The organism is Bowmanella dokdonensis, from assembly GCF_017254865.1.
Taxonomy (GTDB): domain Bacteria; phylum Pseudomonadota; class Gammaproteobacteria; order Enterobacterales; family Alteromonadaceae; genus Bowmanella; species Bowmanella dokdonensis.
The window spans coordinates 420,114-443,587 of the sequence record NZ_JAFKCV010000001.1; the positions used below are offsets into that span (position 1 = coordinate 420,114).

Below are 23,474 nucleotides of genomic sequence, written 5' to 3' on the forward strand. Positions count from 1 at the left end.
GGCCCTGATTACTCAGTGCCGCTGATGATTTGCACCTGGGCAATATCCGTATCACCTTTTAGAACCTTATAGATACCGTCCTGGGTCAGTGTGCGCATGCCGTCTTTCATGGCTTGTTCCTTCATGGCCGCCACAGCAGATTCCTTATAAACCAGCGCACGCAGTTCTGGTGTCATGGACAGCAGCTCGTGTACCCCGGTACGCCCTTTGTAGCCGGTGTCGCCGCAATTGTCGCAGCCCTTGGCCCGATACAGGGTCAGGGGCTCCTTGTAGCCGATTTCATCCAGATATTCTTCACCATATTGGCGCTTAATGAAGCCCAAGTCGGCTTCGCTGGCCTGATAGGCCTCCTTGCAGTTGCTGCACAGGGTACGGATCAGACGCTGGGCCAGGATCCCCACACAGGCATCTGAGAAGTTGACCGGATCCAGCCCCAGATCCAGAAGTCGGGTAATGGTTTCAGGGGCCGAGTTGGTATGCAGGGTGGAGAGCACCAGGTGGCCGGTGAGTGAGGCCTCAATACCCGCATGGGCGGTTTCCTTGTCCCGCATCTCACCAATGAGGATGATATCCGGGTCGGCCCGCAAAAAGGCGCGCAGGGCGTTGGCGAAGGTAAAGCCGATTTTGGGGCTGACCTGAACCTGCTGCAGACCTGCCTGGGTAATTTCCACCGGATCTTCTGCCGTCCAGATCTTCTTCTCCGGGGTATTCAGCTCGCCGAGTACTGCGTGCAAGGTCGTGGTCTTACCCGATCCCGTGGGACCCACTACCAGGATAATGCCATGGGGCTTCTTGATCATCTCGCGCATTACGGCTTCGTTGCGTGGGGCAAGATTGAGCTTTTCCATCGGCATGGCCCCCCCTGAGGCCAGAATCCGCATCACTACGCCTTCTCCGGCGACAGTGGGGATGGTGGCCACCCGCACTTCCACCAGTTGGCCGGACATTTTCACCGCCAGCTTGCCATCCTGGGGGACGCGCTTTTCGGCGATGTTAAGGTTGGCCAGGATTTTTATACGTGCCACCACGGCGTTATGGTGGGAGGCGGGCACCTGGGTAATGTCACGACAGACCCCATCCACACGCATCCTGACACGGGTTGGGCCATTCTTTTCGGCGTCCACATGGATATCCGATGCATTCAGGCGTTTGGCGTCATGCAGAATCCGGCTGACCAGACGCACCACCGCCGGAGCATCGTCTGAGAGGTCTTCGGCCTGCTCTTCAAGGTCTTCCGCGCCGCCGCCTATTTCATCCAGGATCTCGTCCATCTCACCTGGGGTGCCGCCGCTGCCGGTATTTTCACCCAGATATTGCAGTATGCTGTTGGGCAGGCCCACATTAATTTCATAACTGTCGATGCCCAGGGCGCTTTCTATTTCCATCAGCAGGGCCGCGTTATTGGGTTCGGCCATCAATATAATGGGGTTTTCTGCGGCGTCGGCGATAACGGCCACATAATTACGTTTCAGATAAGACAGGTTGAGCTTGCTGTTCCCCTGGTGCAGATGGTACTTGTCCGGGTTATAGCCCAGGAAGGGTACCTGGTAATGCACCGATAAGGCATGGCCGAGTTCATCTTCGGCGATACGATGTTCGGTGGCCAGCCTCTGTACCAACTGACGTGGATCCTTACTGTTGGCTAGTAACTCATCCAGACTGCGTTCCGATATCAACTCCTTGTGCACCAGATACTGAAATGGCTTGCTGGTGCCGCCAAGCTCAAATCGGAATTGCCTGCCGATCATGGTGGCCAGCTCGTTGGCAATTTCCAGATCGTCAGTGTTGAAGTCGCCCTGGCGCTTGTTGATGATCTGCAGGACGCCCAGCAAGACACCGGCATTCATGATCGGAACACAGATAATATTGCGGGTGGTAAAGGAACTGGACTTGTCGAACTTGTCGGCAAAACGCAGGCGAGGATGGATGCCGGCCAACTCTTCTGCGTTATAGGGGTCTGCTATCAGCAGCGGCAGTTGGCTCAGCGCCACATAGCCGGCGATGGACTGGGGGGTGATGGGCACCTTGATTTCCCGGACTTCCTTACCGGTCTTGAAGCGGGCCACCAGATCCTGGTGCTGGCGACGGCGCTGGAAGATACTCATGCGTTCGGCACCCAGCATCTGCAATACGATGGGCTCGAGCTTGTCGTAGGCGTCAATCAGCTCTTTATGATCGGAGAGTAACTGCTTTATCTGTTCGAATTGTCGATCCGCTTTATTGGTTATCATGTTTTATAAACTAATCATGAACTTAGTAAGTGCTTCCATCATCTGTTTTCTACTATAGACGAGGCCGGGTTGGCTGAATACAGCTAAATCCAAATATCTGCTGCCTGAGTGGGTCCGCTGGCCCGTTCTAAGGAGCCCTGCCCTGAGACAAGTGACTAAAGATAAAGTTTTTTCTGCTTATCTGGTTGCATAAAAAAGCGACATAGGTATAATTCGCGGCCACTTGCCTCAATGGCATGCATTTGTTTCCGCTTTACAGGGCAACAAGTGACTGACAAGACCCCAATTGTGGGTCGGCGGTTTACACCCATCCTCCCCCTGGATTATCAGGTTGGTGAGGGTGAATTTTTTTGTTCTTTTGATTGGAGCTTGGTCGATGCCAAATCAAAGAATTCGTATTCGTTTGAAAGCGTTTGATCACAAGTTGATCGATCAGTCCACAGCGGAAATCGTTGAGACTGCCAAACGCACTGGTGCTCAGGTTAGCGGTCCTATCCCACTGCCTACCCGCAAAGAACGCTACACGGTTCTGATTTCTCCTCACGTAAACAAAGATGCACGTGACCAATATGAAATCCGTACCCACAAGCGCTTGGTGGACATCATCGAGCCTACTGATAAAACAGTAGACGCGCTGATGAGGTTGGACTTGGCTGCCGGCGTTGATGTTCAAATCAGCCTGGGCTAACAAGAGAGGGTTTTAACATGGCGATTGGTATAGTCGGTCGTAAAGTAGGTATGACCCGCATCTTCACTGAAGATGGCGTGTCCATTCCTGTGACTGTTATCGAAGCAACGCCTAACCGCGTCACTCAGTTGCGTACTGAGGAGACTGACGGTTATCGTGCGCTGCAAGTCACTGCAGGTACCAAGAAAGCTAACCGTGTCACCAAGGCTGAAGCAGGTTTGTTTGCTAAAGCCGGGGTCGATGCAGGTCGCGGTCTGTGGGAATTCCGCCTGAATGGCAATGAAGGTGAAGGCATTGAGGTAGGCAGTGAAATTACTGTCGAAATTTTTGCTGAGAAAGCCATTGTTGACGTAACAGGTACCTCCAAAGGTAAAGGTTTTGCCGGTGCGATTAAACGTTGGAACTTCCGTCACCAGCGTAATTCACACGGTAACTCTTTGTCTCACCGTGCCCCTGGTTCAATCGGTCAGAACCAGTCACCTGGTAAGGTTTTCAAAGGCAAGAAGATGGCGGGTCAGCTCGGTGATGAGCGCGTCACAGTTCAGTCTTTGGAAGTTGTACGTGTCGATGCTGCCAACAACCTGATTCTGGTTCGCGGTGCAGTACCCGGTGCAACAGGTGGCGATGTGATCGTTAAACCTGCGGTTAAAGCGTAACGTCTGGGAGATTAGTGATGGAATTAGTATTGAAAGACGCGAACAGCGCTCTTGAAGTATCCGAAGCTACCTTTGGACGTGAGTTTAACGAAGCTCTGGTACACCAGGTAGTGGTCGCATACGGTGCAGGTGCCCGTCAGGGGACTAAAGCACAAAAGACGCGTTCTGAAGTCCGCGGTGGTGGTAAAAAGCCATGGCGTCAAAAAGGGACTGGCCGTGCCCGTGCCGGTACCATCCGCAGCCCAATCTGGGTTGGTGGTGGTCAGGCTTTCGCAGCCAAGCCCCGTGACTTTGATCAGAAAGTCAACAAGAAGATGTACCGTGGTGCCATCAAAAGCATCCTGTCTGAACTGGTTCGCCAGGATCGTCTGATTGTTGTTGAGAAATTCGGTGTGGAAGCACCCAAGACCAAGGAACTTTTGGCCAAGCTCAAAGCCCTGGACTTGAATGATGTACTGATCGTGACTGCAGAAGTAGACGAGAACCTGTTCCTGTCTGCCCGCAACCTGTACAAGGTTGACGTGCGTGACGTAGCCGGTATCGATCCTGTCAGCCTGATCGCATTTGAAAAAGTGTTGATCACTGCCGACGCAGTGAAACAACTTGAGGAGGCGTTGGCATGATGAACGAAGAACGTCTACTGAAAGTGGTGCTGGCGCCACACGTATCTGAGAAGTCCACCATGGCTGCCGAAAACGGTAACACAGTGGTTTTCAAAGTCGTGAAGGACGCGACCAAGGCTGAAATCAAGCAGGCAGTTGAGAAACTGTTTGAAGTTGAAGTCAACACAGTTCGCACCGTGAATGTCAAGGGTAAGTCCAAGCGTCACGGTATGCGTATCGGCAAGCGTAGCGACTGGAAAAAGGCCTACGTTCAGCTGAAAGAAGGTCAGGACATCGACTTCGTCGGTGGCGCTGAGTAATAGGGGGATTTAGACATGCCATTATTGAAAGCTAATCCAACTTCTGCCGGTCGTCGCCACGTTGTCCAGGTCGTTAATCCCGATCTGCACAAGGGCGCACCTTATGCACCTTTGTTGGAAAAGAAAAGCAAATCAGGTGGTCGTAACAACGGCGGTAGCATCACTGTTCGTCACATTGGTGGCGGTCATAAGCAGCATTACCGTATCGTTGACTTCAAGCGCAACAAAGATGGCATTCCCGCCACTGTAGAGCGCCTGGAATACGATCCAAACCGTTCTGCCAACATCGCTCTGGTGCTGTACGCAGACGGTGAGCGCCGTTACATCCTGGCGCCCAAAGGCATGAAAGCCGGAGATCAGATTCAGTCTGGTTCTTCTGCGGCGATCAAGTCTGGTAACAGCATGCCCATGCGCAACATGCCAATCGGTACCACTGTCCACGCTATCGAAATGAAGCCTGGCAAAGGTGCCCAGATGGCCCGTTCCGCAGGTGCCTACGCTCAGATTCTGGCCCGTGAAAGCGGTTATGTGACTCTGCGTCTGCGCTCCGGCGAAGTTCGCAAGGTACTGGCAGATTGTCGCGCCACCATTGGTGAAGTGGGCAACGCCGAGCACATGCTGCGTCAGTTGGGTAAAGCGGGTGCGCAGCGCTGGCGTGGTGTTCGTCCGACCGTTCGTGGTGTTGCCATGAACCCGGTAGATCACCCACACGGTGGTGGTGAAGGTCGTACCTCTGGTGGCCGTCACCCAGTCTCTCCTTGGGGTAAACCCACCAAGGGTAAGAAGACCCGTAATAACAAGCGTACCGATAAACTCATCGTACGTCGTCGTAATAAGTAATAGCGAGGATTCACCATGCCACGTTCTCTCAAGAAAGGTCCATTTATCGACCTGCACTTGTTGAAGAAGGTAGAGACTGCGGTGGAAAAGAATGATCGTCGTCCAATTAAAACCTGGTCACGTCGTTCCATGATCATCCCAAATATGATTGGGTTGACCATTGCAGTCCATAACGGTCGCCAACATGTTCCAGTACTGGTTACTGACGAAATGGTCGGCCACAAGTTGGGCGAATTTGCGCCAACGCGTACTTATCGCGGTCATATCGCTGATAAGAAGGCCAAGAGATAAGGGATAGGATAATGGAAGCATTAGCTAAACATCGTTTTGCCCGCACCTCGGCCCAGAAAGCGCGCCTGGTAGCGGATCAAATTCGCGGAATGCACGTTGAGAAAGCTCTGGAGCTTTTGACTTACAGCCCCAAGAAAGCGGCTGACCTGGTCAAGAAGGTTCTGGAGTCTGCCATCGCCAATGCCGAGCATAACGAAGGTGCAGATATCGACGAGCTGAAAGTTGCGAAGATTTTCGTCGACGAAGGCCCGACCATGAAGCGTATCAAGCCTCGTGCCAAAGGCCGTGCGGACCGTATTTTCAAGCGTAGCAGTCACATCACTGTTGTTGTGGCTGATAACTAGGAGTAGATAATGGGACAGAAGGTACATCCTACAGGTATACGCCTGGGTATCAGTAAACCATGGACTTCTACCTGGTACGCTAATACTAAAGAGTATGCTGATAATCTTTTCAATGACCATCAGGTACGTCAGTTCCTGACCAAGGAACTGAAAAATGCGTCAGTGTCCAAGATCGTCATCGAGCGCCCCGCCAAGAGCATCCGTGTGACTATTCACACTGCTCGTCCTGGCGTGGTCATCGGTAAGAAAGGTGAAGACGTAGAAAAACTGCGTAAGCGCGTTTCAAGCCTGGCTGGCGTTCCTGCGCAGATCAACATCGCTGAGGTTCGTAAGCCTGAGCTGGATGCGCAACTGGTCGCCGACAGCATCTCCAGCCAGCTGGAGCGCCGTGTGATGTTCCGTCGCGCCATGAAGCGTGCGGTTCAGAATGCCATGCGTATTGGTGCCAAGGGTATCAAGGTTGAAGTCAGCGGTCGTCTTGGCGGCGCCGAGATCGCCCGTACTGAATGGTATCGTGAAGGCCGTGTGCCCCTGCATACGTTCCGTGCCGACATCGATTACGCAACCTCTGAAGCCGGCACTACCTACGGTATCATTGGCGTTAAAGTGTGGATCTTCAAAGGTGAAGTTCTGGGTGGCCTGCAGACTGCCAACGCAGCTGAACAGCAACCTGCTCCAGCACCTAAGAAGAAAGGCCGCAGCGCTAAGCAAGGGGGCTAAGAGATGTTACAACCAAAACGTACGAAATTCCGTAAGCAGCACAAAGGTCGTAACCGCGGCATGGCGATTGCCGGCGGTAAGGTCAGCTTCGGTACTTTCGGCCTGAAGGCCGTGGGTCGTGGTCGTATGACAGCCCGCCAGATTGAAGCGGCTCGTCGTGCTCTGACTCGTCACGTTAAGCGTCAAGGTAAGATCTGGATCCGGGTATTCCCCGACAAGCCTATCACTGAGAAACCTCTTGAGGTTCGTCAGGGTAAAGGTAAGGGTAACGTGGAATACTGGGTATGTCAGATCCAGCCAGGTCGCGTGCTGTACGAAATGGAAGGTGTTCCTGAAGAGCTGGCTCGTGAAGCCTTCGCTCTGGCTGCTGCGAAACTGCCTTTCAAAACAACCTTTGTAACTCGGACGGTGATGTAATGAAAGCTACTGAACTGAAAGACAAAAGCGTGGAAGAGCTGAACGCAGAGCTGCTGAATCTGCTGCGCGAACAGTTCAACCTGCGCATGCAACACAGCACAGGTCAGCTGGAAAAGACTCACCAGTTGAAGTCAGTGCGTCGCAGTATTGCGCGTGTTAAAACCATTCTGACTCAGAAGGCAGGTGCGTAATGACTGAGAAAAATACACGTACGCTGCAGGGCCGTGTCGTTAGCAACAAAATGGACAAGTCCATTGTTGTCGCTATCGAGCGTCGGGTGAAGCACCCTATCTACGGGAAGTTCATCAAGCGCACCACCAAACTGCATGCTCACGATGAAAACAACGAGTGCAACATTGGCGATATCGTCACTATCCGTGAATGTCGTCCATTGTCCAAGACCAAGAACTTTACTCTGGTCAACGTTGTTGAGAAATCCACTGAAGTCTAAGCTTTATCTGGATTGAAAAAAGGCGCCCCTTTTGGTTGGCGCCTTTTTTATGTCGGGCCGTCCCTGCCCGACCCCCTTCGGGCGGTCGTCGTACCTCCGACGTTCCAACTCGCTCCCGGCGAGTTGGTATGTCGGGCCGTCCTTGCCCGACCCCCTTCGGGCGGTCGTCGTACCTCCGACGTTCCAACTCGCTCCCGGCGAGTTGGTATATCGGGCCGTCCCTGCCCGACCCCCTTCGGGCGGTCGTCGTACCTCCGACGTTCCAACTCGCTCCCGGCGAGTTGGTATATCGGGCCGTCCCTGTCCGACCCCCTTCGGGCCATCCTCGTGCTTCTGACGTTCAAAACGGCTCTGGGCAGATTCAGAGATTATTTTCTTTGCTGCCGCTTACATGCAATATCCAGTAGATTCAATTGCTTAAAATCTATTCATAATAAGGTATCGAATCACTTACTTAACTGGCAGGCAAAAACCTCTATGCTCGGAATGTGGTCCTTGGGAATGTCCCTGCGCTGGAGGCCATATTATGAAACTCAGAGCCCTTACAATACTGATCTTTGCTCCCAGTCTGCTGTCGGTTAATGCAAAGCCCCTCTATGAACTGCAAGGGGGGTGGAATGATCAGGCTCAATGGCAAATGACGGAACTAAAGGTGGGGCTGTCCGGGTTGCGACACAAGGTTCGCAGTCTGAGTTATGTGGAAGAGCTCGACGATAAAATCTCCCTGGGTTTTACCCTGTCGATGCGTGACCAGGGCCTGGAAATTTGCCCCAATGGTCACCGTCAAAGAGCCTACAGATTTGAGATTATGCCGCGCTATCAGGTTAGCCCAAGCCTGTCATGGGGGTTGGGGTTTGCCCAGAGCCAGGCTGGCGAAATCGCCTTTGCTGCCGGGGACAGCCTCAAGCTGGAGACAGGTGAAAGCTGGATGTTCAGTAGCAGATTTGGCGATCAAAAGGAGTCTGGTAGTTTGGAGCTGCGCCTGGCCCAGACCAGCTATTCAGCGCACCAAAGCCTGATCGCGCCCCAGGAGAAGGCTTTTATCGACACCTCTTTACACCTGTCCTACCAGATAAGCTTCTGAGTATCTGATCAACCCTGTTGCTGCTTGGCTGTTGGAGCTTACCTACTGCGGATAAAGCCAACCACGCCGACAAAAGGATTTTGTGCCAAACTTGTTGGAATTTATGGCCATGAGTTGGGTATATGGATCATTTCGACCTGATTGTGATGCTGACCGGGGGAATATTGATTGGGGTCGGCTTGCTGCTGTTTATTTTTGGTCGCCGGGATGGCAATAAGAATTATCTGGAAGGGTTTGGTATTAAGCTGGATGTCAGCAATCCCTCGATTTTGCTGATCGTGGTCGGCGTCGGCTTATTACTGGTGCCAAGATTGTTGCCGGCCAACAAGCCCGGCATGGGCACCGGAGCAGAGACCAGCCAACCCCTTGATCCTCAGGTTAACGCAACGACTCCTGCACAGTCCCCGGCCAATGAGCGAAGCCTTCAGGATCAGCAGTCCGGTGAAGCCTCAGCACCGTCAGTTGGGAACACAGCCGTGCCCGATAATCCGGCGCTCTACCTGCCAAGGGGTTACTGGCAACTGAGCGGTTATCAGGAAGCCGGCATCGATGTGCCCGGCGTAGGGGGGGATATCCGGTTTTCCCGACAGTCTGATGCGGCCGTGCAATGGGCAGCCAACCTGATCTTTATGGATATCTGGGGCAATACCAGCAATTACCGGTATCAGGGTGTCATCAATGCCGACAATGGCAGCTACCTGATGAGTCTGACCAGCAGTAATGATCCCAACTTTGTTTCCCAGTCCAACGTTCCGCTGGAATTGCTGCTGGAAAACGGAGAAGTTCTACATCTGCGCTATCTGTACCAGGGCACCGAAATCCTGCTGCATTTTGCAGGGGGCCCTTCCGGTGGTTCCCCTTAGGACCGAACCACCGTTGCAAAGATTCTCCGGGAAAATTTTGTTCAGGAATGAACGCAAATGGTTAAATCCCCTAGCTTATTCATTTTGTGCATTGATCATCCGGCCCATGTTCTGTACAAAATGTTTATAAATTAAACACTAACAGGACATTGCTCATGCAGATCGGTGTACCCAAGGAAATACTGACCAACGAGACCCGGGTCGCTGCCACACCCAAAACGGTGGAGCAACTGCTCAAACTGGGTTTTGCGGTAGTGGTGGAATCAGGGGCAGGTGAACTGGCCAGTTTCAGCGATCAGGCTTATGAGGAGGCTGGAGCAACCATCAGGCAGCGCGACGAGGTCTGGCAATCGGATATCATCTTCAAAGTCAATGCGCCGATGAAAAACGGCCGCAGGAAAATTGATGAATTTGAGCTGATAAGACAAGACAGCACCATCGTCAGTTTTATCTGGCCGGCTCAGAATCCCGACTTGCTCAAAGCCCTGGCCGATAAGCAGGCCAACATCCTCGCTATGGATTCGGTACCGCGTATCTCCCGTGCACAATCTCTCGACGCCTTAAGCTCCATGGCCAATATCGCCGGTTACCGGGCGGTGGTGGAAGCGGCCCACGAATTCGGCCGCTTCTTTACCGGTCAGATCACGGCTGCCGGAAAAGTACCCCCGGCCAAAGTTCTGGTGGCCGGTGCCGGCGTTGCCGGGCTTGCCGCCATTGGCGCGGCGGGCAGTCTGGGTGCCATAGTGCGGGCCTTCGATGTCCGCCCGGAAGTGAAGGAGCAGGTGCAGAGCATGGGCGCCGATTTCCTTGAGGTGGATGTGCAGGGCATGGAGCAAAGCTCGGACGGCTATGCCAAGGAAGCCAGCGAAGAATTCAACAAGGCGGCAGAGCGGCTGTACGCCGAGCAGGCCAAGGAGGTGGATATTATCATCACCACCGCCCTGATCCCCGGCAAGCCCGCACCAAAGCTTATCAGTAAGGAGATGATCGACTCCATGAAGCCGGGCAGCGTGATCGTCGATCTGGCGGCGGCGAACGGCGGCAATTGTGCCTATACCAAAGCCAATAAAATAGTCACTACCCCCGGTGGGGTGAAAGTCATCGGCTATACGGACATGCCGGGCCGTCTGCCCGCTCAGGCGTCGCAGCTCTACGGCACCAACCTGGTTAACCTGGCCAAGCTGTTGTGCAAGAACAAGGACGGCCAGATAGACCTGGATTTCGAAGATCTGGTCATTCGCGGCGTAACTGTGGTTAAGAGAGGGGAGGTCACCTGGCCGGCACCGCCGATAAAAGTCTCGGCCCAGTCCAAGCCCAAAGTGGCACCACCTAAGGAAAAGGAGCCGGAAAAACCGGTCGATCCAAGAAAGAAATACGGCTTGCTGGCAGCGGGGATCGCGGCCTTTGCCTGGGTCGCCAATTCGGCTCCGCCCGAGTTCCTGTCTCATTTCACCGTCTTTGTGCTGGCCTGTGTGGTGGGCTACTACGTGGTGTGGAACGTTAAACATGCCCTGCATACCCCGCTCATGTCCGTAACCAATGCCATTTCCGGCATTATCGTGGTGGGGGCATTGCTGCAAATCGGTAAGGGTGACGGACTGGTGACCCTGCTGGCCTTTATTGCCGTGCTGATTGCCAGTATCAACATTTTTGGTGGTTTTACCGTGACCCGGCGCATGCTTGAGATGTTCCGCAAGGGAGGAAAATGATGTCTGCAGGAATTGTACAAGCGGCCTATATCGTCGCGGCACTGCTGTTTATTATGAGCCTGGCCGGCCTGTCCAAGCAGGAATCGGCCAAAGCCGGCAATGTCTACGGCATTATCGGTATGGCCATCGCTTTGGTGGCGACTGTTTTCAGCCCGGCGTCTGATGGGCTGGGCTGGATCCTGCTGGCCATGGTCATAGGCGCCGCTATCGGCCTGCACCTGGCCAGAAAAGTCGAAATGACCGAAATGCCGGAACTGGTGGCGATACTGCACAGCTTCGTGGGTCTGGCGGCGGTACTGGTGGGCTTTAATACCCATATCGAACATCCGCCGCTGATTGGCGCCATGCAAACCATCCATTCAGTAGAGGTATTCCTGGGAGTGTTTATTGGGGCGGTGACCTTTACCGGGTCGGTGGTAGCATTTGGTAAACTTCGTGGCTTATTCTCATCCAAGCCCCTGATGTTGCCACACCGCCACAAGCTGAATCTGGCGGCGGTGATTGTCTCCTTCCTGTTATTGCTTCACTATGTGGATACAGGCGGCTCCACCAATACCCTGATTATTGTCACTCTGATCGCCTTTGCCTTTGGCTGGCACCTGGTGGCATCCATCGGTGGGGCGGATATGCCGGTGGTGGTGTCCATGCTCAACTCTTACTCGGGTTGGGCGGCAGCGGCTGCCGGCTTTATGCTGTCCAACGACCTCCTGATCGTGACCGGCGCTTTGGTGGGCAGCTCCGGCGCCATCCTTTCCTATATCATGTGTAAGGCCATGAACCGCTCCTTTATCAGCGTGATTGCCGGCGGCTTCGGTACAGATGGCAGCAGCACGGGCGATGAGGAGATGGGCGAGTACAGGGAAACCAAAGCCGAGGAGGTGGCTGAACTGCTCAGGGAAGCCAATTCGGTGATTATCACGCCCGGTTACGGCATGGCGGTGGCCCAGGCCCAGTACCCTGTCTACGAGATGACGGAAAAGCTGCGCTCTTTGGGCGTGGAGGTACGCTTCGGTATTCATCCGGTGGCTGGTCGTCTGCCAGGGCACATGAACGTGCTGCTGGCCGAAGCCAAGGTCCCTTACGACATAGTGCTGGAGATGGATGAGATCAACGAAGACTTTGGCAGCACCGATGTGGTGCTGGTCATTGGCGCCAACGATACGGTGAATCCCGCTGCCGCCGAAGATCCAGGCAGCCCCATCGCCGGTATGCCGGTGCTGGAGGTGTGGAAAGCCAAGAACGTTATCGTCTTCAAGCGCTCCATGAATACCGGCTATGCCGGGGTGCAGAACCCGCTGTTCTTCAAGGACAATACCGCCATGCTCTTTGGCGATGCCAAGGCCTCGGTGGAAGGGATCTTTAAGGCCCTTTAGACAGGTAAGGATAACCTCAGAGCCACGGAGGGCACACAGAAGTTGGAAGCGGTTTTGCCTTTGTGCCTGCTTTGGACCTCTTTGTGTAGTGAAATTGTCATCCGGTGATATCGCGCTGAGGACGCCAAGACGCAGAGAATTCAGCGGGTAGGCCCCGACTCTTTGCTTAAATTTCTGTGTCCTCTGCTTCTTTTTTGGTTTTCCTTTAAGCAAACAATGTTGCTGTTCAATGATTCGCAGGGTTCACGAAGTGTGTATGAAAAAATACACAGCGTGTATGATGAATATAGGTCAATCAGACATCAGAGTTGAGCATGCAAGTAGCCAAATCAGAAGTACAGGAGCTGTTAGATCAGATGCCGGAACAGTGTGAACTGGAAGAACTGCAATACCGCCTTTATGTCCTTGAAAAAGTTAAACGTGGCCAGGCCAGTTTTCAGCAGCACGGCGGCATCAGCCAGGCTGATGCCGAGAAAAGGCTCAATAAGTGGATTACCGGATAGTCTGGTCGCAGGCTGCATTGGATGACATGGATGAAATTGCCGAATATATCCACAAGGACAGTCCTTTCTATGCCAGCGTAGTGGTTGAGAAAATCCTATTAAGCACTAGTAACTTACCCAAGCATCCTCTGCTTGGGCGCAGAGTACCAGAAGCGGGAAGCGAAGCATTTCGGGAAGTGTTTATTTACGACTACCGGCTTATCTATGAAGTTCTGGAAGATGACCAAACACTGTTGGTATTGGCGGTGCTCCATGGCCGTCGTGATATGGCCAACCTTTTATCCGGGGGACCGGAATAAGTCCCTCCCAAGCAGGCCTGTACTTTTTATTTAATTAAAACAAAAGACCGCATATCTACAGTGGACACAGATGAAGCATGGACGGGATGATTATATGGTTATGACGAAGGTCCTGGAGTAGTGAGAACCACGCATTACTCTCACGCTGCTCAGCAAAGCATGTGCTTATCCTTCCAGTTGCACTATGGGTACGATGCCTTTGGCAATGCGTTGGGGAACTCGGTTGTAAGAGTCGACTAGAACCACAAGTTTATTTTTGAATACTTCTAACTCTCTGTGCCCTTCGTGTTTTTGTGGTTGATACAAATAAGCCCTGCAAAAGCAGGGCTTTATATTTGAATTATCAGCCTATCAATAGAAAGTGTAATCCACTCGAATCGTCAGGCTGCGGCCTTCCAGATAGTCTATATATTGCTGTGCGGTGGTGTTGTCCACGCTTCGGCTGCGGGCGGCCTTGTATTTGACGGCCTCCTTGTCGAACAGGTTATTGATATGCACACTGAGTTTCACATCATCGGTGACCTCAATCCGGCCTGACAGGTTAAAGTAACTGTAAGACGGCACCACATCCTCATCCCTGGTATTGAAGTGGGTCTTGTACTCGCCGTAGTAGGTAAAGTCCCCGCGCACATAGGCCTGCTTGCCGAACAGATCGAATCCCTGGTCCAGGGCCAGGTAAGCGTTCCATTCGGGCACCATGGTCATATCATCCCCGGCCTTGGCGCCGATGGCCTCATTGTCCTTGGTCACCTCAGAGCTGGTATAGGAGGTATTAAAGGTAGCTTTGAGGTTTTCCCTCAGATAAGCGGTGGATTCAAATTCCACCCCACGGGAGCGGGCCTCACCGGCGTTGGCCACATAAGTAAACCCGCAGGTATCCATATAGATATCGGTCTTAATATCCGTCCAGTCGATCTGGTAGATGGCAGTGGCAAAGTCGAACTTTCCTCCCCAGGTACTGGCTTTGAGTCCGAGCTCGTAGTTCTCAATGGAATCCGAGGTATAGCGGTCCTGACGTTCACCGGCCTTGGGATCGTCAACACAGGAACCGGCCAGCGGCCCATTGTTGCCGCCGGGGCGGTAGCCTTCGGAGTAAAGGGCATAGACCGACATATCACGGTTCGGACGCCAGGAAGCGCTGAGCTTGTAGCGGTTGCCCGACTCGCTGCCTTTGGCATAAGTGTCGGCGTCCGACCAGATTCCGCTGGCGTCGTCCTGGAACTCGTCTTCCAGATCGAAGCGACGGACACCGCCGTTAAGCTCGAATTCCCCCATGTCGCCCAGATCGAAGGTGTAGGCCACATCGGCAAACAGGGCAAACTCCCGGTAGTAGTCTTTGATCAGCGAATAGCGCCAGTTGTTCTGTGGATTACCGAAGGTCTCCTGGCCAAGCTCGGTCACATCGACTCCCCACCAGTACAGGGCCAGGGCTGAGGCAAGATCGCCCTGCTCGTGATACTGGTTCTGGTTGTTTAAGGAATTCTTGGTTTCCTGCTTGTCGTAGAACATGCCAACCGTCCAGGACAGGGGACCTGGATTCAGGTTCTGAAAGCGCAGCTCGCTGGTTGTCTTTTCATAATAATCATCGTTAATGATCCAGGTCAGGAACAGATCGTCGGCATCCAGGCGGGTCCAGCTGTCCAGGGAGTCGGTCTTGAACTTGCGGTAGGAGCCGGCATAGGTCAGAGTGGCGAAATCGAAAAAGTTGTCGTCGTTAATATTCAATGTGTACAGGTTGGAGCTGCTCTCGTACCAGGGATCCAGCCGTTCCCAAATCTGATACTTCTGCGGCACGCCTTTGTCTGCAATCGGCGCACTGCCACCCTTGCAGGCTGGCCGCTCAAGAGCGGGATCACAGTCAATGACTATTTCTTCCACATCATAACCATAGGGCGCGTCGGGATTGGCATCGGCGACAAAGTCATAGTAATAGCCGGGCTTGGAACGGTCGCCCAGATCATAACCCCGATCCTGGTATTCTATCCTTGAAAAGCCAAAGGTCACATCCACCTCATCGGTCACCTGCCATAGCAACTGACTGCGCAGAAAGCCGCGATCCACATCCGACTGAAGACCGGTGTTAATATTGACGAAGGGCAACTGGTCATGCTCCATATTGCCGTTGACGCGCAGGGCCAGCTTGCCTTCTATCAGCGGCACATTCACACCCAGGGAGATATTGCTGTCGTAACCGTCCACATCCTTTTCACCGCCGGCCTGTACCGAGCCGAACAGCTCAAATTCATCCAGGACCGGCTTTTTGGTGATAATACGCACGGTGCCGCCGATGGCATTGGAGCCGTACAGGGTGCCCTGGGGGCCCCGGAGCACTTCCACCCGCTCAATGTCAGCCAGGTTGGTAAAATCGAACGGAATATCATCGACAAAAGTCGTGGTGGTGTCTGGGGTGGTGGTATTGCCGCCACTCAGGCCACGGAGAATCAGCTCGCCCCTTGGCATGGCCGCTCCGGCCAGGGTCCGGTAGATATCTGTGGTGCTGGTATAGTTGCGATCTTCGATTTCCATGGCAGATACGCTGGACACGGCCATGGGGATTTCCACCAGCGTCTCTTCCTTACGACGGGAGGTGACGATGATTTTCTCGAGGGGCTTGTCGGCACCGTCCTGGGAGTCTGTAGTCTGGGCATACAGGTTGGGACTGCTGGTCAGGGCCAGCATTACCGCCAGGCAGACGGGGCTCTTAACTATGTACTTGTTGCTGAGTGAGTTCATTTTGCACTCCGATTTATTTTTAGTATTGGTCCTTAGTCTTATCTGCCCCATAGGTTGTGCAGAATCAGACAAAACCAGTATAGGGACCGGAGTGCAAACTCTCCTAACGAAATATTCTCTTTAAAAACAGTTTGTTGTTATGCAAATACGACGGTCTTGTGATGATGGATAATTACCCTGTCCTCCAAGTGATAGCGTACGCCGTTGGCCAGGGCCTGCTTTTCACAGTTTTTGCCCTTGCGCACCATGTCGGCGGCGGTGTCGCTGTGGCTGATACGTATGACTTCCTGTTCGATAATGGGGCCCTCGTCGAGATCTGAGGTCACATAGTGACAGGTGGCGCCGATCAGCTTGACCCCCCGTTCGTAAGCCTGCTGATAAGGCCTGGCCCCGGCAAAGGAGGGCAGGAAGCTGTGGTGAATGTTGATGGCTTTGCCAGCCAGCTCACGGCACAGGCTGTCAGGCAGAATCTGCATAAAGCGGGCAAGCACCGTCAGATCCGCCCGGTAGTGTGCCAGCAGGGTTTGGATTTCCTCAAAGGCCTTGTCCCGGCCCAGTCCCTGGAAATCCACCCAGTGAAAAGGAATATTGTACCAGTCGGCAAACTGCTGCATATGCGGATGGTTGGCAATGATGCAGGGTATATCGCAATGCAGTTCGTTGGTATGCCAGCGATGCAACAGATCGATGAGGCAGTGGGATTCATGGCTGGCCAGCAGCGCTACTTTCTGTTTCTGGTGCGAGTCGGTCAGCCGCCAGTTCATCTGATACTGCTCGGCGATAGGTCGAAACGCATCACGAAAGGCTTCCAGACTCAGTGGCAGCGAATCGGCCCGGATCTCGTGGCGCATGAAAAAGCGTCCGGTTTGTTGATCGGTATGATGGTTGGCCTCCACGATGGTGGCACTGTGGCCCGCCAGAAACTGGCTGACGGCCGCGACCAGGCCCACCTGATCGGGACAGTCTATGGTTAATCGAAAGGTTTGTTGCATGGCATTCCTGTGCTTACTGCTGGGGTTATTCGGACCAGATGCTTAGTTCTACCCCTGTACAGAATGAAGGTAAAGCCTCAGTTTAGAATATCAAATAGCCCAGAGCCTAGATTCGACCTTTCCTGAGTCGGTCACGGATACTCATTTCGCTGACAAGGGGCCAGCATTCCAGCACCCGGTACCGTACGCCGGTCTTGGTTGATAGCGATTCAAACAGGCAGAAACGCCTGAATTCCAGCTCAAAGGCAGGCGGCATTAAAGCCGCCGGAGGATTATCACTCTGCTTGCGAAACAGGCTGATATGGGGAATATAAGGGCGGCTGTCCCTGGGCAGGCCGAAGCGACTGGCCAGTTGCCCCAGTTTGCCCGCCAGATCCTCAAGCGCAGGCGCCACCAAAGTGGGTCCAATCCAGAGTGTTTTGGGCTTTGACCAGTAACCCAGTTGATCCACCAGGAGGGAGAATTCGCTGGCCCTGACTTTGGATGCCGCCTCTGCCAGTGCTTCAATCCGGGCTACTTCCACCTGGCCCAGAAAGGCGAGGGTAATGTGCAGATTGTCGGCGCTGACCGGGTTGTCCAATGGCGGCAGACTGACCGAGCGCCATCTGTCGATAGCCAGCTTGTCGTTGGGTTCCAGCTCAAGGCCGAAAAAGCAGCGCATGGAAAAACTATCCAGGGGTGTCTTCGTGTTTCTACAAGGGTACACTATCGACTTGAGTTCGCTACTTCATTGGCCGTCGTCTTCATCGGAGTTTCCTTGCTTCCCGTTGCTTCTCTTTCAGAAACCCTTTGCCGCACCCTTCAAGACCAGAATGTGATTCTGAGCGCCCCCCCCGGGGCGGGCAAGTCCACTTACCTGCCTTTGAGATTGCTCGAACAGGAGTGGCTGGCGGGCAGGAAGATTCTGATGCTGCAGCCACGGCGGGTAGCAGTAAGGGCCATCGCCGGCTATCTGGCCGAACAGTTGGGCGAGCCGGTGGGGCACACCATCGGCTACCGGATCCGTGGTGAGGCCAGGGTCAGCGCCGGCACCCGCCTGGAAATTCTCACCGAAGGGTTGCTGACCCGTCTTATCCAACAGGACCCGGAGCTGGGCGGGGTGGGACTGATCATCTTTGACGAGTTCCACGAGCGCAACCTGCACGGTGATTTTTCCCTGGCGTTGTCTCTGGAGAGCCAGGCGGCACTGCGTGAGGACTTGCGCCTGCTGGTCATGTCCGCCACGCTGGAGAATATGCCGTTGGAGCGGATCCTGCCCGATGCAGCACATCTGCGCACTGAAGGACGCAGCTTCCCGGTGGACATACGCTATCAGACCATCAACCCTCACCAGCCCTGGCTGGCGACCATGGCCTCGGTAATCAGAAAAACCCTGGCCGAAGAGTCAGGCAGTCTGCTGGCTTTTCTGCCCGGCGCCGGTGAAATACGCCGCCTGGTCGAACAACTGGAATCGGAGTTGCCTGATAATGTGCGGTTGTATTGCCTTTACGGAGACTTGGGCAAAGAGGCGCAAATGGCCGCTATTGCACCGCTCAGTTCCGGGGAGCGCAAGCTGGTGCTGGCCACCAATATCGCCGAAACCAGCCTGACTATAGAAGGCATCAGGGTGGTGGTGGACAGCGGTCTGGAAAAAGTGGCCCGCTTCGATTTGAATCAAGGCATTACGCACCTGACCTTGCAGAAGGTTTCCCAGGCCTCTGCCACTCAGCGGGCCGGACGTGCAGGCAGGCTGGGACCGGGTATCTGCTACAGGCTATGGGGCGAAGAGCAGCACAGCCGGCTGGCCCGGCAGACGGTCCCCCAGATACTGTTGGCCGACATGGCGCCGTTACAGCTCGAGGCCGCTGCCTGGGGAGCCGAACTGACAGACCTGCCGCTGCTGGATAAGCCCACAGACGCCCAGCTTGCCCAGAGTAGTGAACTGCTGAGGAAACTGGGCGCACTGGACAAAAACGGAAAAATCACCCCCCACGGCCGGCAACTCTGTCAACTGGGTTGCCATCCCAGACTGGCCAATATGCTGCTGGCCGCCAAAGCAATGGATGATGCGTCTCTGTCACTGGCCTGCTATCTGGCCGTGCTGGTGGAAAGTAAGGATCCGCTGGGGAGGGCGGATACGGTTTCTGTGGAACTTCGTCTGGATTATCTGCTCAGACGCGGCGGCGATCCCCTTAGCAGGCTGGCTGCAAACTGGGCCAGTCGCCTGGGAATCCGGTTAACCCGTTTTGATAGTGACCAGGCCGGCGTGTTGTTGGCGCGGGCCTACCCGGATCATATCGCCAAGTCTCGTGGCAATGGCCGTTACCTGCTGGCCAGCGGCCTGGGGGTGCAACTGGACGAGTCCGACAGTTTATGCCGTCACGAGTATCTGGTGGTGACCAACCTGCTGCAAAGCCGCAGTGGTGACGCAAAAGCAGGACTGGCGGCGCCGGTTCCCCTGGCCAGGCTGAAAACAGATTATTCCCATCTCATCTCGCAGCATTTCAATGCCCAGTGGGATGAGGATCAGCGGCAGATTCGTGCAATCAGTCAGTTAAGGCTGGGTAAGATAGTGCTTAGCAGCGAAAACCAGGCACAATTGGACGAGCCGCAACTACAGACGCTGTGGGCACAGTTGGTCCGGGACAAAGGGCTGGACTGGCTGCCGATGCCTGAAAATGCCAGCCAGTGGCTGGCCAGGGTCCGCCTGGCGGCTGAGCAGTTGCCGGAGTTCGATTCACAGCAATGGACAGAGCAGGCGCTGCTGAAGGACCTGGAGAACTGGCTGTTGCCTTATCTGGGCAAGAGCCGCAGTTTTAAGCAACTGGCAGCCCTGGACTTTCTCAGCCTGCTAAAGAACCGGCTGGACTGGCAGGCGCTAAGCCTGCTGGATAGGGAACTGCCCGGCCATATCACAGTACCCAGCGGCAGTCGCTGTGCACTTCGATATGAGCAGGACGGCACAGTCACTCTGTCAGTGCGGATGCAGGAAATCTATGGTCTGGCCGAGACGCCGGTCCTGTGCCGCGGTAAGATCGTCCTGTCAATTGAACTCTTGTCCCCCGCCAGGCGTCCATTGCAGAAGACCCGTGATCTGGCCGGCTTCTGGGCCGGCAGCTACAAAGAGGTACAAAACGAAATGAAAGGTCGCTATCCAAAGCATTTCTGGCCGGATGATCCCGCCACCGCCCAGGCTACCACCAAAACCAAGAAGGCAATGTCACATTGAGTAAAAAGTTGAGCAAAAAGCGCTCCACTCCCTCCCGTTCGCTGAATCCGGTTAAGTGGCTGTGGCGGCATAAGTTCAAACTGTCGCTGATCCTGCTGCTGGCCATTGGCGCCTATGGCCTGTATCTGGATGCCAGAATCAAGCAACGCATGAATGGCAATACCTGGCAGGTGCCGGCGCAAATTTATGCCAGGCCGCTGACCTTGCAGGTAGGAGAGGAGCTGAGTATCGAGGAGGTGGTGGAAGAGCTGGAGTGGCTGGCTTACCGGCGGGTAGTGGATGCAGACAGCAGCGGTGAGTACAGTATCAGGGGCAATCAGTTGGCCATCTATCGCCGCGCCTTTGAGTTTGCCGATGGCGAGGAGCCCGAGCGGAAACTCCGGTTAAGTTTTTCCGGCGGCGAGCTGACGGAGATACGCGACAGCAGGCAGGGTGCACAGCGACAGATTCGTCTTGAGCCCTGGCTGGTCACCCGCTTTACCAACAGTAGTCGTGAGGATCGCATGCTGGTGCAGCTGGAAGACGTGCCCAGGGAGCTCACCGACATGCTGATGCTGGTGGAAGACCGGGATTTTTATCAGCACCATGGCATCGCTCCCTTGTCCATTGCCAGAGCCCTGATTGCCAATATCAGCGCCGGACGCGCCGTGCAGGGGGGCAGTACCCTGACCCAGCAACTGATTAAAAACCTGTTCCTGACCCAGGAAAAGTCCCTGACCCGCAAGGCTAACGAAGCCCTGATGGCGCTGCTTATCGAGCTCAGGTACAGCAAAGAGGAAATTCTGCAGGCTTATCTGAACGAAGTCTTCCTTGGCCAGAACGGCAGCAACGGGGTGCACGGCTTTGGCCTGGCCAGCTACTTCTATTTCGACCGGCCCCTCAACGAACTCAGCGTGCCTGAGATGGCCATGCTGGTGGGAATTATCAAAGGCCCCTCCTATTACAATCCCAGACGGGCACCTGAACGGGTGCTGGAAAGGCGCAACCTGGTGCTGAGATTGTTGTTTGAAGAGCGGGGCGTTGCCGCACCCACCTACGCCAGTTGGCTGAAATCGCCCCTCGGCCTCAGCGGCAAGTCGGCGCTGGCCCGGGGCAAACATCCGGCCTTTATGGACAGGGTGCGCCGGGAACTGCACGATATTCTTCCCAACCCGGATATGCACCAGGCCGGTATCAAGATTTTCACCACCTTGGATCCCCTGGCGCAGCGTAAGGCTGAACTTGCGGTGCGCAACGGTCTGGACGAACTGGAACGGCATCGCAAGTTACAGGATCTTGAGGCAGCCATGGTGGTGACGGATATCGCCAGTGGCGAGATACGTGCCATGATTGGCAGCCGGCAGACGGATTTCGAGGGATTTAATCGGGCCCTGGACGCCAGGCGTTCCATCGGCTCTATCATCAAGCCGGTGGTCTATCTGACGGCCCTGGAACAGCCGGCCTATTACAACCTGGCCAGCCAGCTCAAAGATGAACCTATCCATCTGAAGAGCAACCATGGCCAGCTCTGGTCACCGCAAAACTCCGACAAGCAGTTCCGCGGACAGGTGTCGCTGCTGACGGCATTGAGCCGATCCTTGAATGTGCCGACGGTGACCCTGGGCATGGAGGTGGGCCTGGATGAAATCGCCTATACGCTCAAACGTCTTGGCGTCGAGTCGCCGGTCAGCCAATACCCGGCCCTCACACTGGGAGCGGCGGCACTGACACCGCTGGAGGTCAACCAGATGTATCAGACCCTGGCCAATGAAGGCCTGTATGTGCCCCTGCACAGCATCGATGCGGTGACGGACGCCGGTGGCAATCTGATCTGGCGGCAACCGCCCATCGCCCAGCGTCGGGCCGACCCGCAAGCCGTCTACCTGATCAACTACGCCCTGAATAAAGTGACACGTGAAGGCACGGCCAAGGTGCTTAAAGACGCCTTCCCACGGCTGCACCTGGCCGGTAAGACGGGCACAACGGATGATTACCGGGACAGTTGGTATGCCGGGTTTGACCGGCACAACCTGGTGACCATCTGGCTGGGTAAGGACAACAACGACAGTACAGGTCTGGCCGGCGCCACCGGCGCACTGCCCCTGTATATGGACTATCAGAAGCGGCAACACCCCAAATCCCTGGTCAGGCCATTTCCGGCTGGCTTGGGCATTGCCCATTTCGATACGCTCTCAGGCCAGCACCTGGAGCCGGGCTGCCCGGGCAGCGTCAGTGTACCCGCCGTTCTGAGCGCCCTGACCGCGCCCAAACCCTGTGCCCAGGCAAAGCAGCCGGTGAATGAAAACAAAAAATCCTTCTGGGAGCGGCTGTTTGGCAGCTAGAGCCGCTGCCGATAAAAATGCTTCGCCAGCGGATGCTGCTGGCGAAGCAGATCCCGGACAAAAAACTGGGCGACCTTGGCTGCACCCTGCACATTCAGATGGGTATTGTCGGACTTGCCCTCCGGATAACGGGCATACAAGTCTGCCGGCACCTGGATAAAATATTGCTGGCTGTCGGCTTCGCCGGTTTCGGCCAGAAAATCACAGGTCAGGCTTTGCAGATCGACGAAGTCCACCTTCTCCCGCTGCGCCACCTTCCTGGCAGCTTCGGCATAGTCCTTCAGATTCCTGTCCAGCTTACCGTCTTTGAAGTGCCGCCTGCAGATGGAGCTGGCCAGGATGGGGATGGCGTTTTTCTTTCTGATGTCGGCGATAAAATCACCCAGGAACTGCGGGTAATCCCTTTCCACTGATGCATAACGGGCTGGATCCTCCTTCTTCTGATCATTATGGCCAAACTGAATCAGCACGTAGTCCCCTTCCTTCAGCTCCGATAGCAGCATCTGCCAGCGGCCTTCGTCTTTGAAACGCCGGGTGCTGCGGCCATTGGCCGCATGGTTGACGATGTTGAGGGTCGGGGAGGCAAACTGCGGCAACAACTGTCCCCAGCCCCGCTCGGGGTAAGCCAGATTGGGCTTGTCCGACATGGTGGAATCCCCCACCAGGTGCAAGGGATCACTAACAAAGACTTCCCGCCATTTTTCACTTTAATTCCTTTCTTTTTGCACTTTTCAGCCCAAGTTTTAACTGGCATCTTCGGTTAGTACCGATATCATGGACTATGAACAGGCTATACCTATTGGAGCTGTCAGCCTGGTATGTGAATGGG

The 23,474-nt window shown here is 54.7% G+C and carries 24 protein-coding genes; 19 read left to right on the forward strand and 5 right to left on the reverse strand.

Features of this window, described 5'->3' with window-relative positions; all coding sequences use genetic code 11:
- Positions 1–8 precede the first annotated feature (8 nt).
- A complete protein-coding gene (locus J0A66_RS01925; protein WP_206572074.1) occupies positions 9–2,231 on the reverse strand; it encodes a GspE/PulE family protein in 2,223 nt (740 codons plus the stop codon).
- A 376-nt stretch (positions 2,232–2,607) separates the two neighbouring features.
- Here J0A66_RS01925 and rpsJ point away from each other — a divergent pair, with 376 nt between their 5' ends.
- From rpsJ to J0A66_RS02010, 17 genes are all read left to right on the forward strand, one after another.
- Positions 2,608–2,919, forward strand: coding sequence for a 30S ribosomal protein S10 (gene rpsJ / locus J0A66_RS01930; RefSeq protein ID WP_010179497.1), 312 nt, complete (start codon positions 2,608–2,610; stop codon positions 2,917–2,919).
- A gap of 17 nt (positions 2,920–2,936) precedes the next feature.
- Entirely contained in the window at positions 2,937–3,575 is a 639-nt protein-coding gene (gene rplC, locus J0A66_RS01935) for a 50S ribosomal protein L3 (RefSeq protein ID WP_206572075.1), read from the forward strand.
- Between the two features lie 17 nt (positions 3,576–3,592).
- Positions 3,593–4,198, forward strand: coding sequence for a 50S ribosomal protein L4 (gene rplD / locus J0A66_RS01940; RefSeq protein ID WP_206572076.1), 606 nt, complete (start codon positions 3,593–3,595; stop codon positions 4,196–4,198).
- On the forward strand, positions 4,195–4,497 hold the full coding sequence (rplW, locus tag J0A66_RS01945; RefSeq protein ID WP_206572077.1) for a 50S ribosomal protein L23: 303 nt from the start codon (positions 4,195–4,197) through the stop codon (positions 4,495–4,497). The genes rplD and rplW overlap by 4 nt, the downstream gene beginning before the upstream one ends.
- 15 nt (positions 4,498–4,512) lie before the next feature.
- On the forward strand, positions 4,513–5,337 hold the full coding sequence (rplB, locus tag J0A66_RS01950) for a 50S ribosomal protein L2 (RefSeq protein ID WP_206572078.1): 825 nt from the start codon (positions 4,513–4,515) through the stop codon (positions 5,335–5,337).
- 15 nt (positions 5,338–5,352) lie between these two features.
- Positions 5,353–5,628 carry a 30S ribosomal protein S19 gene (gene rpsS, locus J0A66_RS01955; protein ID WP_206572079.1) on the forward strand — a complete coding sequence of 92 codons (276 nt, stop codon included), beginning with the start codon at positions 5,353–5,355 and terminating at the stop codon, positions 5,626–5,628.
- 11 nt (positions 5,629–5,639) lie between these two features.
- Entirely contained in the window at positions 5,640–5,972 is a 333-nt protein-coding gene (rplV, locus tag J0A66_RS01960) for a 50S ribosomal protein L22 (RefSeq protein WP_206572080.1), read from the forward strand.
- A 9-nt stretch (positions 5,973–5,981) separates the two neighbouring features.
- Entirely contained in the window at positions 5,982–6,692 is a 711-nt protein-coding gene (gene rpsC, locus J0A66_RS01965; protein ID WP_206572081.1) for a 30S ribosomal protein S3, read from the forward strand.
- Positions 6,693–6,695: 3 nt separating this feature from the next.
- The gene (rplP, locus tag J0A66_RS01970; RefSeq protein WP_206572082.1) at positions 6,696–7,109 is read left to right on the forward strand and encodes a 50S ribosomal protein L16; all 414 of its coding nucleotides are present in this window, start codon (positions 6,696–6,698) and stop codon (positions 7,107–7,109) included.
- The gene (rpmC, locus tag J0A66_RS01975; RefSeq protein WP_206572083.1) at positions 7,109–7,300 is read left to right on the forward strand and encodes a 50S ribosomal protein L29; all 192 of its coding nucleotides are present in this window, start codon (positions 7,109–7,111) and stop codon (positions 7,298–7,300) included. Before rplP ends, rpmC begins: the two co-directional genes overlap by 1 nt.
- The gene (rpsQ, locus tag J0A66_RS01980; protein WP_206572084.1) at positions 7,300–7,560 is read left to right on the forward strand and encodes a 30S ribosomal protein S17; all 261 of its coding nucleotides are present in this window, start codon (positions 7,300–7,302) and stop codon (positions 7,558–7,560) included. The genes rpmC and rpsQ overlap by 1 nt, the downstream gene beginning before the upstream one ends.
- 526 nt (positions 7,561–8,086) lie before the next feature.
- Positions 8,087–8,644 (forward strand): hypothetical protein, encoded by a 558-nt coding sequence (locus J0A66_RS01985; RefSeq protein ID WP_206572085.1) that lies wholly within the window; start codon positions 8,087–8,089, stop codon positions 8,642–8,644.
- A gap of 122 nt (positions 8,645–8,766) precedes the next feature.
- Positions 8,767–9,507, forward strand: a complete 741-nt coding sequence (locus J0A66_RS01990; protein WP_206572086.1) for a hypothetical protein — start codon at positions 8,767–8,769, stop codon at positions 9,505–9,507.
- A 155-nt stretch (positions 9,508–9,662) separates the two neighbouring features.
- Positions 9,663–11,216 carry a Re/Si-specific NAD(P)(+) transhydrogenase subunit alpha gene (locus J0A66_RS01995; RefSeq protein WP_206572087.1) on the forward strand — a complete coding sequence of 518 codons (1,554 nt, stop codon included), beginning with the start codon at positions 9,663–9,665 and terminating at the stop codon, positions 11,214–11,216.
- Positions 11,216–12,589 carry a Re/Si-specific NAD(P)(+) transhydrogenase subunit beta gene (gene pntB / locus J0A66_RS02000; RefSeq protein ID WP_206572088.1) on the forward strand — a complete coding sequence of 458 codons (1,374 nt, stop codon included), beginning with the start codon at positions 11,216–11,218 and terminating at the stop codon, positions 12,587–12,589. The genes J0A66_RS01995 and pntB overlap by 1 nt, the downstream gene beginning before the upstream one ends.
- A gap of 314 nt (positions 12,590–12,903) precedes the next feature.
- The gene (locus J0A66_RS02005) at positions 12,904–13,092 is read left to right on the forward strand and encodes a hypothetical protein (RefSeq protein WP_206572089.1); all 189 of its coding nucleotides are present in this window, start codon (positions 12,904–12,906) and stop codon (positions 13,090–13,092) included.
- The gene (locus J0A66_RS02010) at positions 13,077–13,391 is read left to right on the forward strand and encodes a type II toxin-antitoxin system mRNA interferase toxin, RelE/StbE family (RefSeq protein ID WP_206572090.1); all 315 of its coding nucleotides are present in this window, start codon (positions 13,077–13,079) and stop codon (positions 13,389–13,391) included. Before J0A66_RS02005 ends, J0A66_RS02010 begins: the two co-directional genes overlap by 16 nt.
- Positions 13,392–13,742: 351 nt before the next feature.
- Here the strand turns inward: J0A66_RS02010 and J0A66_RS02015 are convergent, their stop codons facing one another.
- The 3 genes from J0A66_RS02015 to thpR form a co-directional block, all read right to left on the reverse strand.
- Complete coding sequence (locus J0A66_RS02015; RefSeq protein ID WP_206572091.1) at positions 13,743–16,124, reverse strand: TonB-dependent receptor; 2,382 nt, start codon at positions 16,122–16,124, stop codon at positions 13,743–13,745.
- A 137-nt stretch (positions 16,125–16,261) separates the two neighbouring features.
- Positions 16,262–17,116: a formyltetrahydrofolate deformylase gene (purU, locus tag J0A66_RS02020; RefSeq protein ID WP_206572092.1), complete on the reverse strand. Its 855-nt coding sequence runs from the start codon at positions 17,114–17,116 to the stop codon at positions 16,262–16,264.
- 106 nt (positions 17,117–17,222) lie between these two features.
- Positions 17,223–17,777 (reverse strand): RNA 2',3'-cyclic phosphodiesterase, encoded by a 555-nt coding sequence (gene thpR / locus J0A66_RS02025; RefSeq protein ID WP_206572093.1) that lies wholly within the window; start codon positions 17,775–17,777, stop codon positions 17,223–17,225.
- A gap of 96 nt (positions 17,778–17,873) precedes the next feature.
- Here thpR and hrpB point away from each other — a divergent pair, with 96 nt between their 5' ends.
- Positions 17,874–20,324, forward strand: a complete 2,451-nt coding sequence (gene hrpB, locus J0A66_RS02030; protein WP_206572094.1) for an ATP-dependent helicase HrpB — start codon at positions 17,874–17,876, stop codon at positions 20,322–20,324.
- Entirely contained in the window at positions 20,321–22,645 is a 2,325-nt protein-coding gene (gene mrcB, locus J0A66_RS02035; protein ID WP_206572095.1) for a penicillin-binding protein 1B, read from the forward strand. The genes hrpB and mrcB overlap by 4 nt, the downstream gene beginning before the upstream one ends.
- Here mrcB and J0A66_RS02040 read toward each other — a convergent pair.
- Positions 22,642–23,307, reverse strand: coding sequence for a rhamnogalacturonan acetylesterase (locus tag J0A66_RS02040; RefSeq protein ID WP_338143860.1), 666 nt, complete (start codon positions 23,305–23,307; stop codon positions 22,642–22,644). The two genes, mrcB and J0A66_RS02040, sit on opposite strands and share 4 nt — an antisense overlap.
- Positions 23,308–23,474 lie beyond the last annotated feature (167 nt).

Bases quoted from the DNA above. Each gene is read 5' to 3' on its own strand.
- thpR (WP_206572093.1), bottom strand. From the start codon at position 17,777: ATGCGCTGCTTTTTCGGCCTTGAGCTGGAACCCAACGACAAGCTGGCT.
- rpsC (WP_206572081.1), top strand. From the start codon at position 5,982: ATGGGACAGAAGGTACATCCTACAGGTATACGCCTGGGTATCAGTAAA.
- rpsS (WP_206572079.1), top strand. From the start codon at position 5,353: ATGCCACGTTCTCTCAAGAAAGGTCCATTTATCGACCTGCACTTGTTG.
- rpsJ (WP_010179497.1), top strand. From the start codon at position 2,608: ATGCCAAATCAAAGAATTCGTATTCGTTTGAAAGCGTTTGATCACAAG.
- rplW (WP_206572077.1), top strand. From the start codon at position 4,195: ATGATGAACGAAGAACGTCTACTGAAAGTGGTGCTGGCGCCACACGTA.
- rplD (WP_206572076.1), top strand. From the start codon at position 3,593: ATGGAATTAGTATTGAAAGACGCGAACAGCGCTCTTGAAGTATCCGAA.
- J0A66_RS02005 (WP_206572089.1), top strand. From the start codon at position 12,904: ATGCAAGTAGCCAAATCAGAAGTACAGGAGCTGTTAGATCAGATGCCG.
- rplC (WP_206572075.1), top strand. From the start codon at position 2,937: ATGGCGATTGGTATAGTCGGTCGTAAAGTAGGTATGACCCGCATCTTC.
- pntB (WP_206572088.1), top strand. From the start codon at position 11,216: ATGTCTGCAGGAATTGTACAAGCGGCCTATATCGTCGCGGCACTGCTG.
- rpmC (WP_206572083.1), top strand. From the start codon at position 7,109: ATGAAAGCTACTGAACTGAAAGACAAAAGCGTGGAAGAGCTGAACGCA.
- purU (WP_206572092.1), bottom strand. From the start codon at position 17,116: ATGCAACAAACCTTTCGATTAACCATAGACTGTCCCGATCAGGTGGGC.
- rplB (WP_206572078.1), top strand. From the start codon at position 4,513: ATGCCATTATTGAAAGCTAATCCAACTTCTGCCGGTCGTCGCCACGTT.
- J0A66_RS01990 (WP_206572086.1), top strand. From the start codon at position 8,767: ATGGATCATTTCGACCTGATTGTGATGCTGACCGGGGGAATATTGATT.
- rplP (WP_206572082.1), top strand. From the start codon at position 6,696: ATGTTACAACCAAAACGTACGAAATTCCGTAAGCAGCACAAAGGTCGT.
- J0A66_RS01995 (WP_206572087.1), top strand. From the start codon at position 9,663: ATGCAGATCGGTGTACCCAAGGAAATACTGACCAACGAGACCCGGGTC.
- J0A66_RS01925 (WP_206572074.1), bottom strand. From the start codon at position 2,231: ATGATAACCAATAAAGCGGATCGACAATTCGAACAGATAAAGCAGTTA.
- J0A66_RS02015 (WP_206572091.1), bottom strand. From the start codon at position 16,124: ATGAACTCACTCAGCAACAAGTACATAGTTAAGAGCCCCGTCTGCCTG.
- rpsQ (WP_206572084.1), top strand. From the start codon at position 7,300: ATGACTGAGAAAAATACACGTACGCTGCAGGGCCGTGTCGTTAGCAAC.
- J0A66_RS01985 (WP_206572085.1), top strand. From the start codon at position 8,087: ATGAAACTCAGAGCCCTTACAATACTGATCTTTGCTCCCAGTCTGCTG.
- rplV (WP_206572080.1), top strand. From the start codon at position 5,640: ATGGAAGCATTAGCTAAACATCGTTTTGCCCGCACCTCGGCCCAGAAA.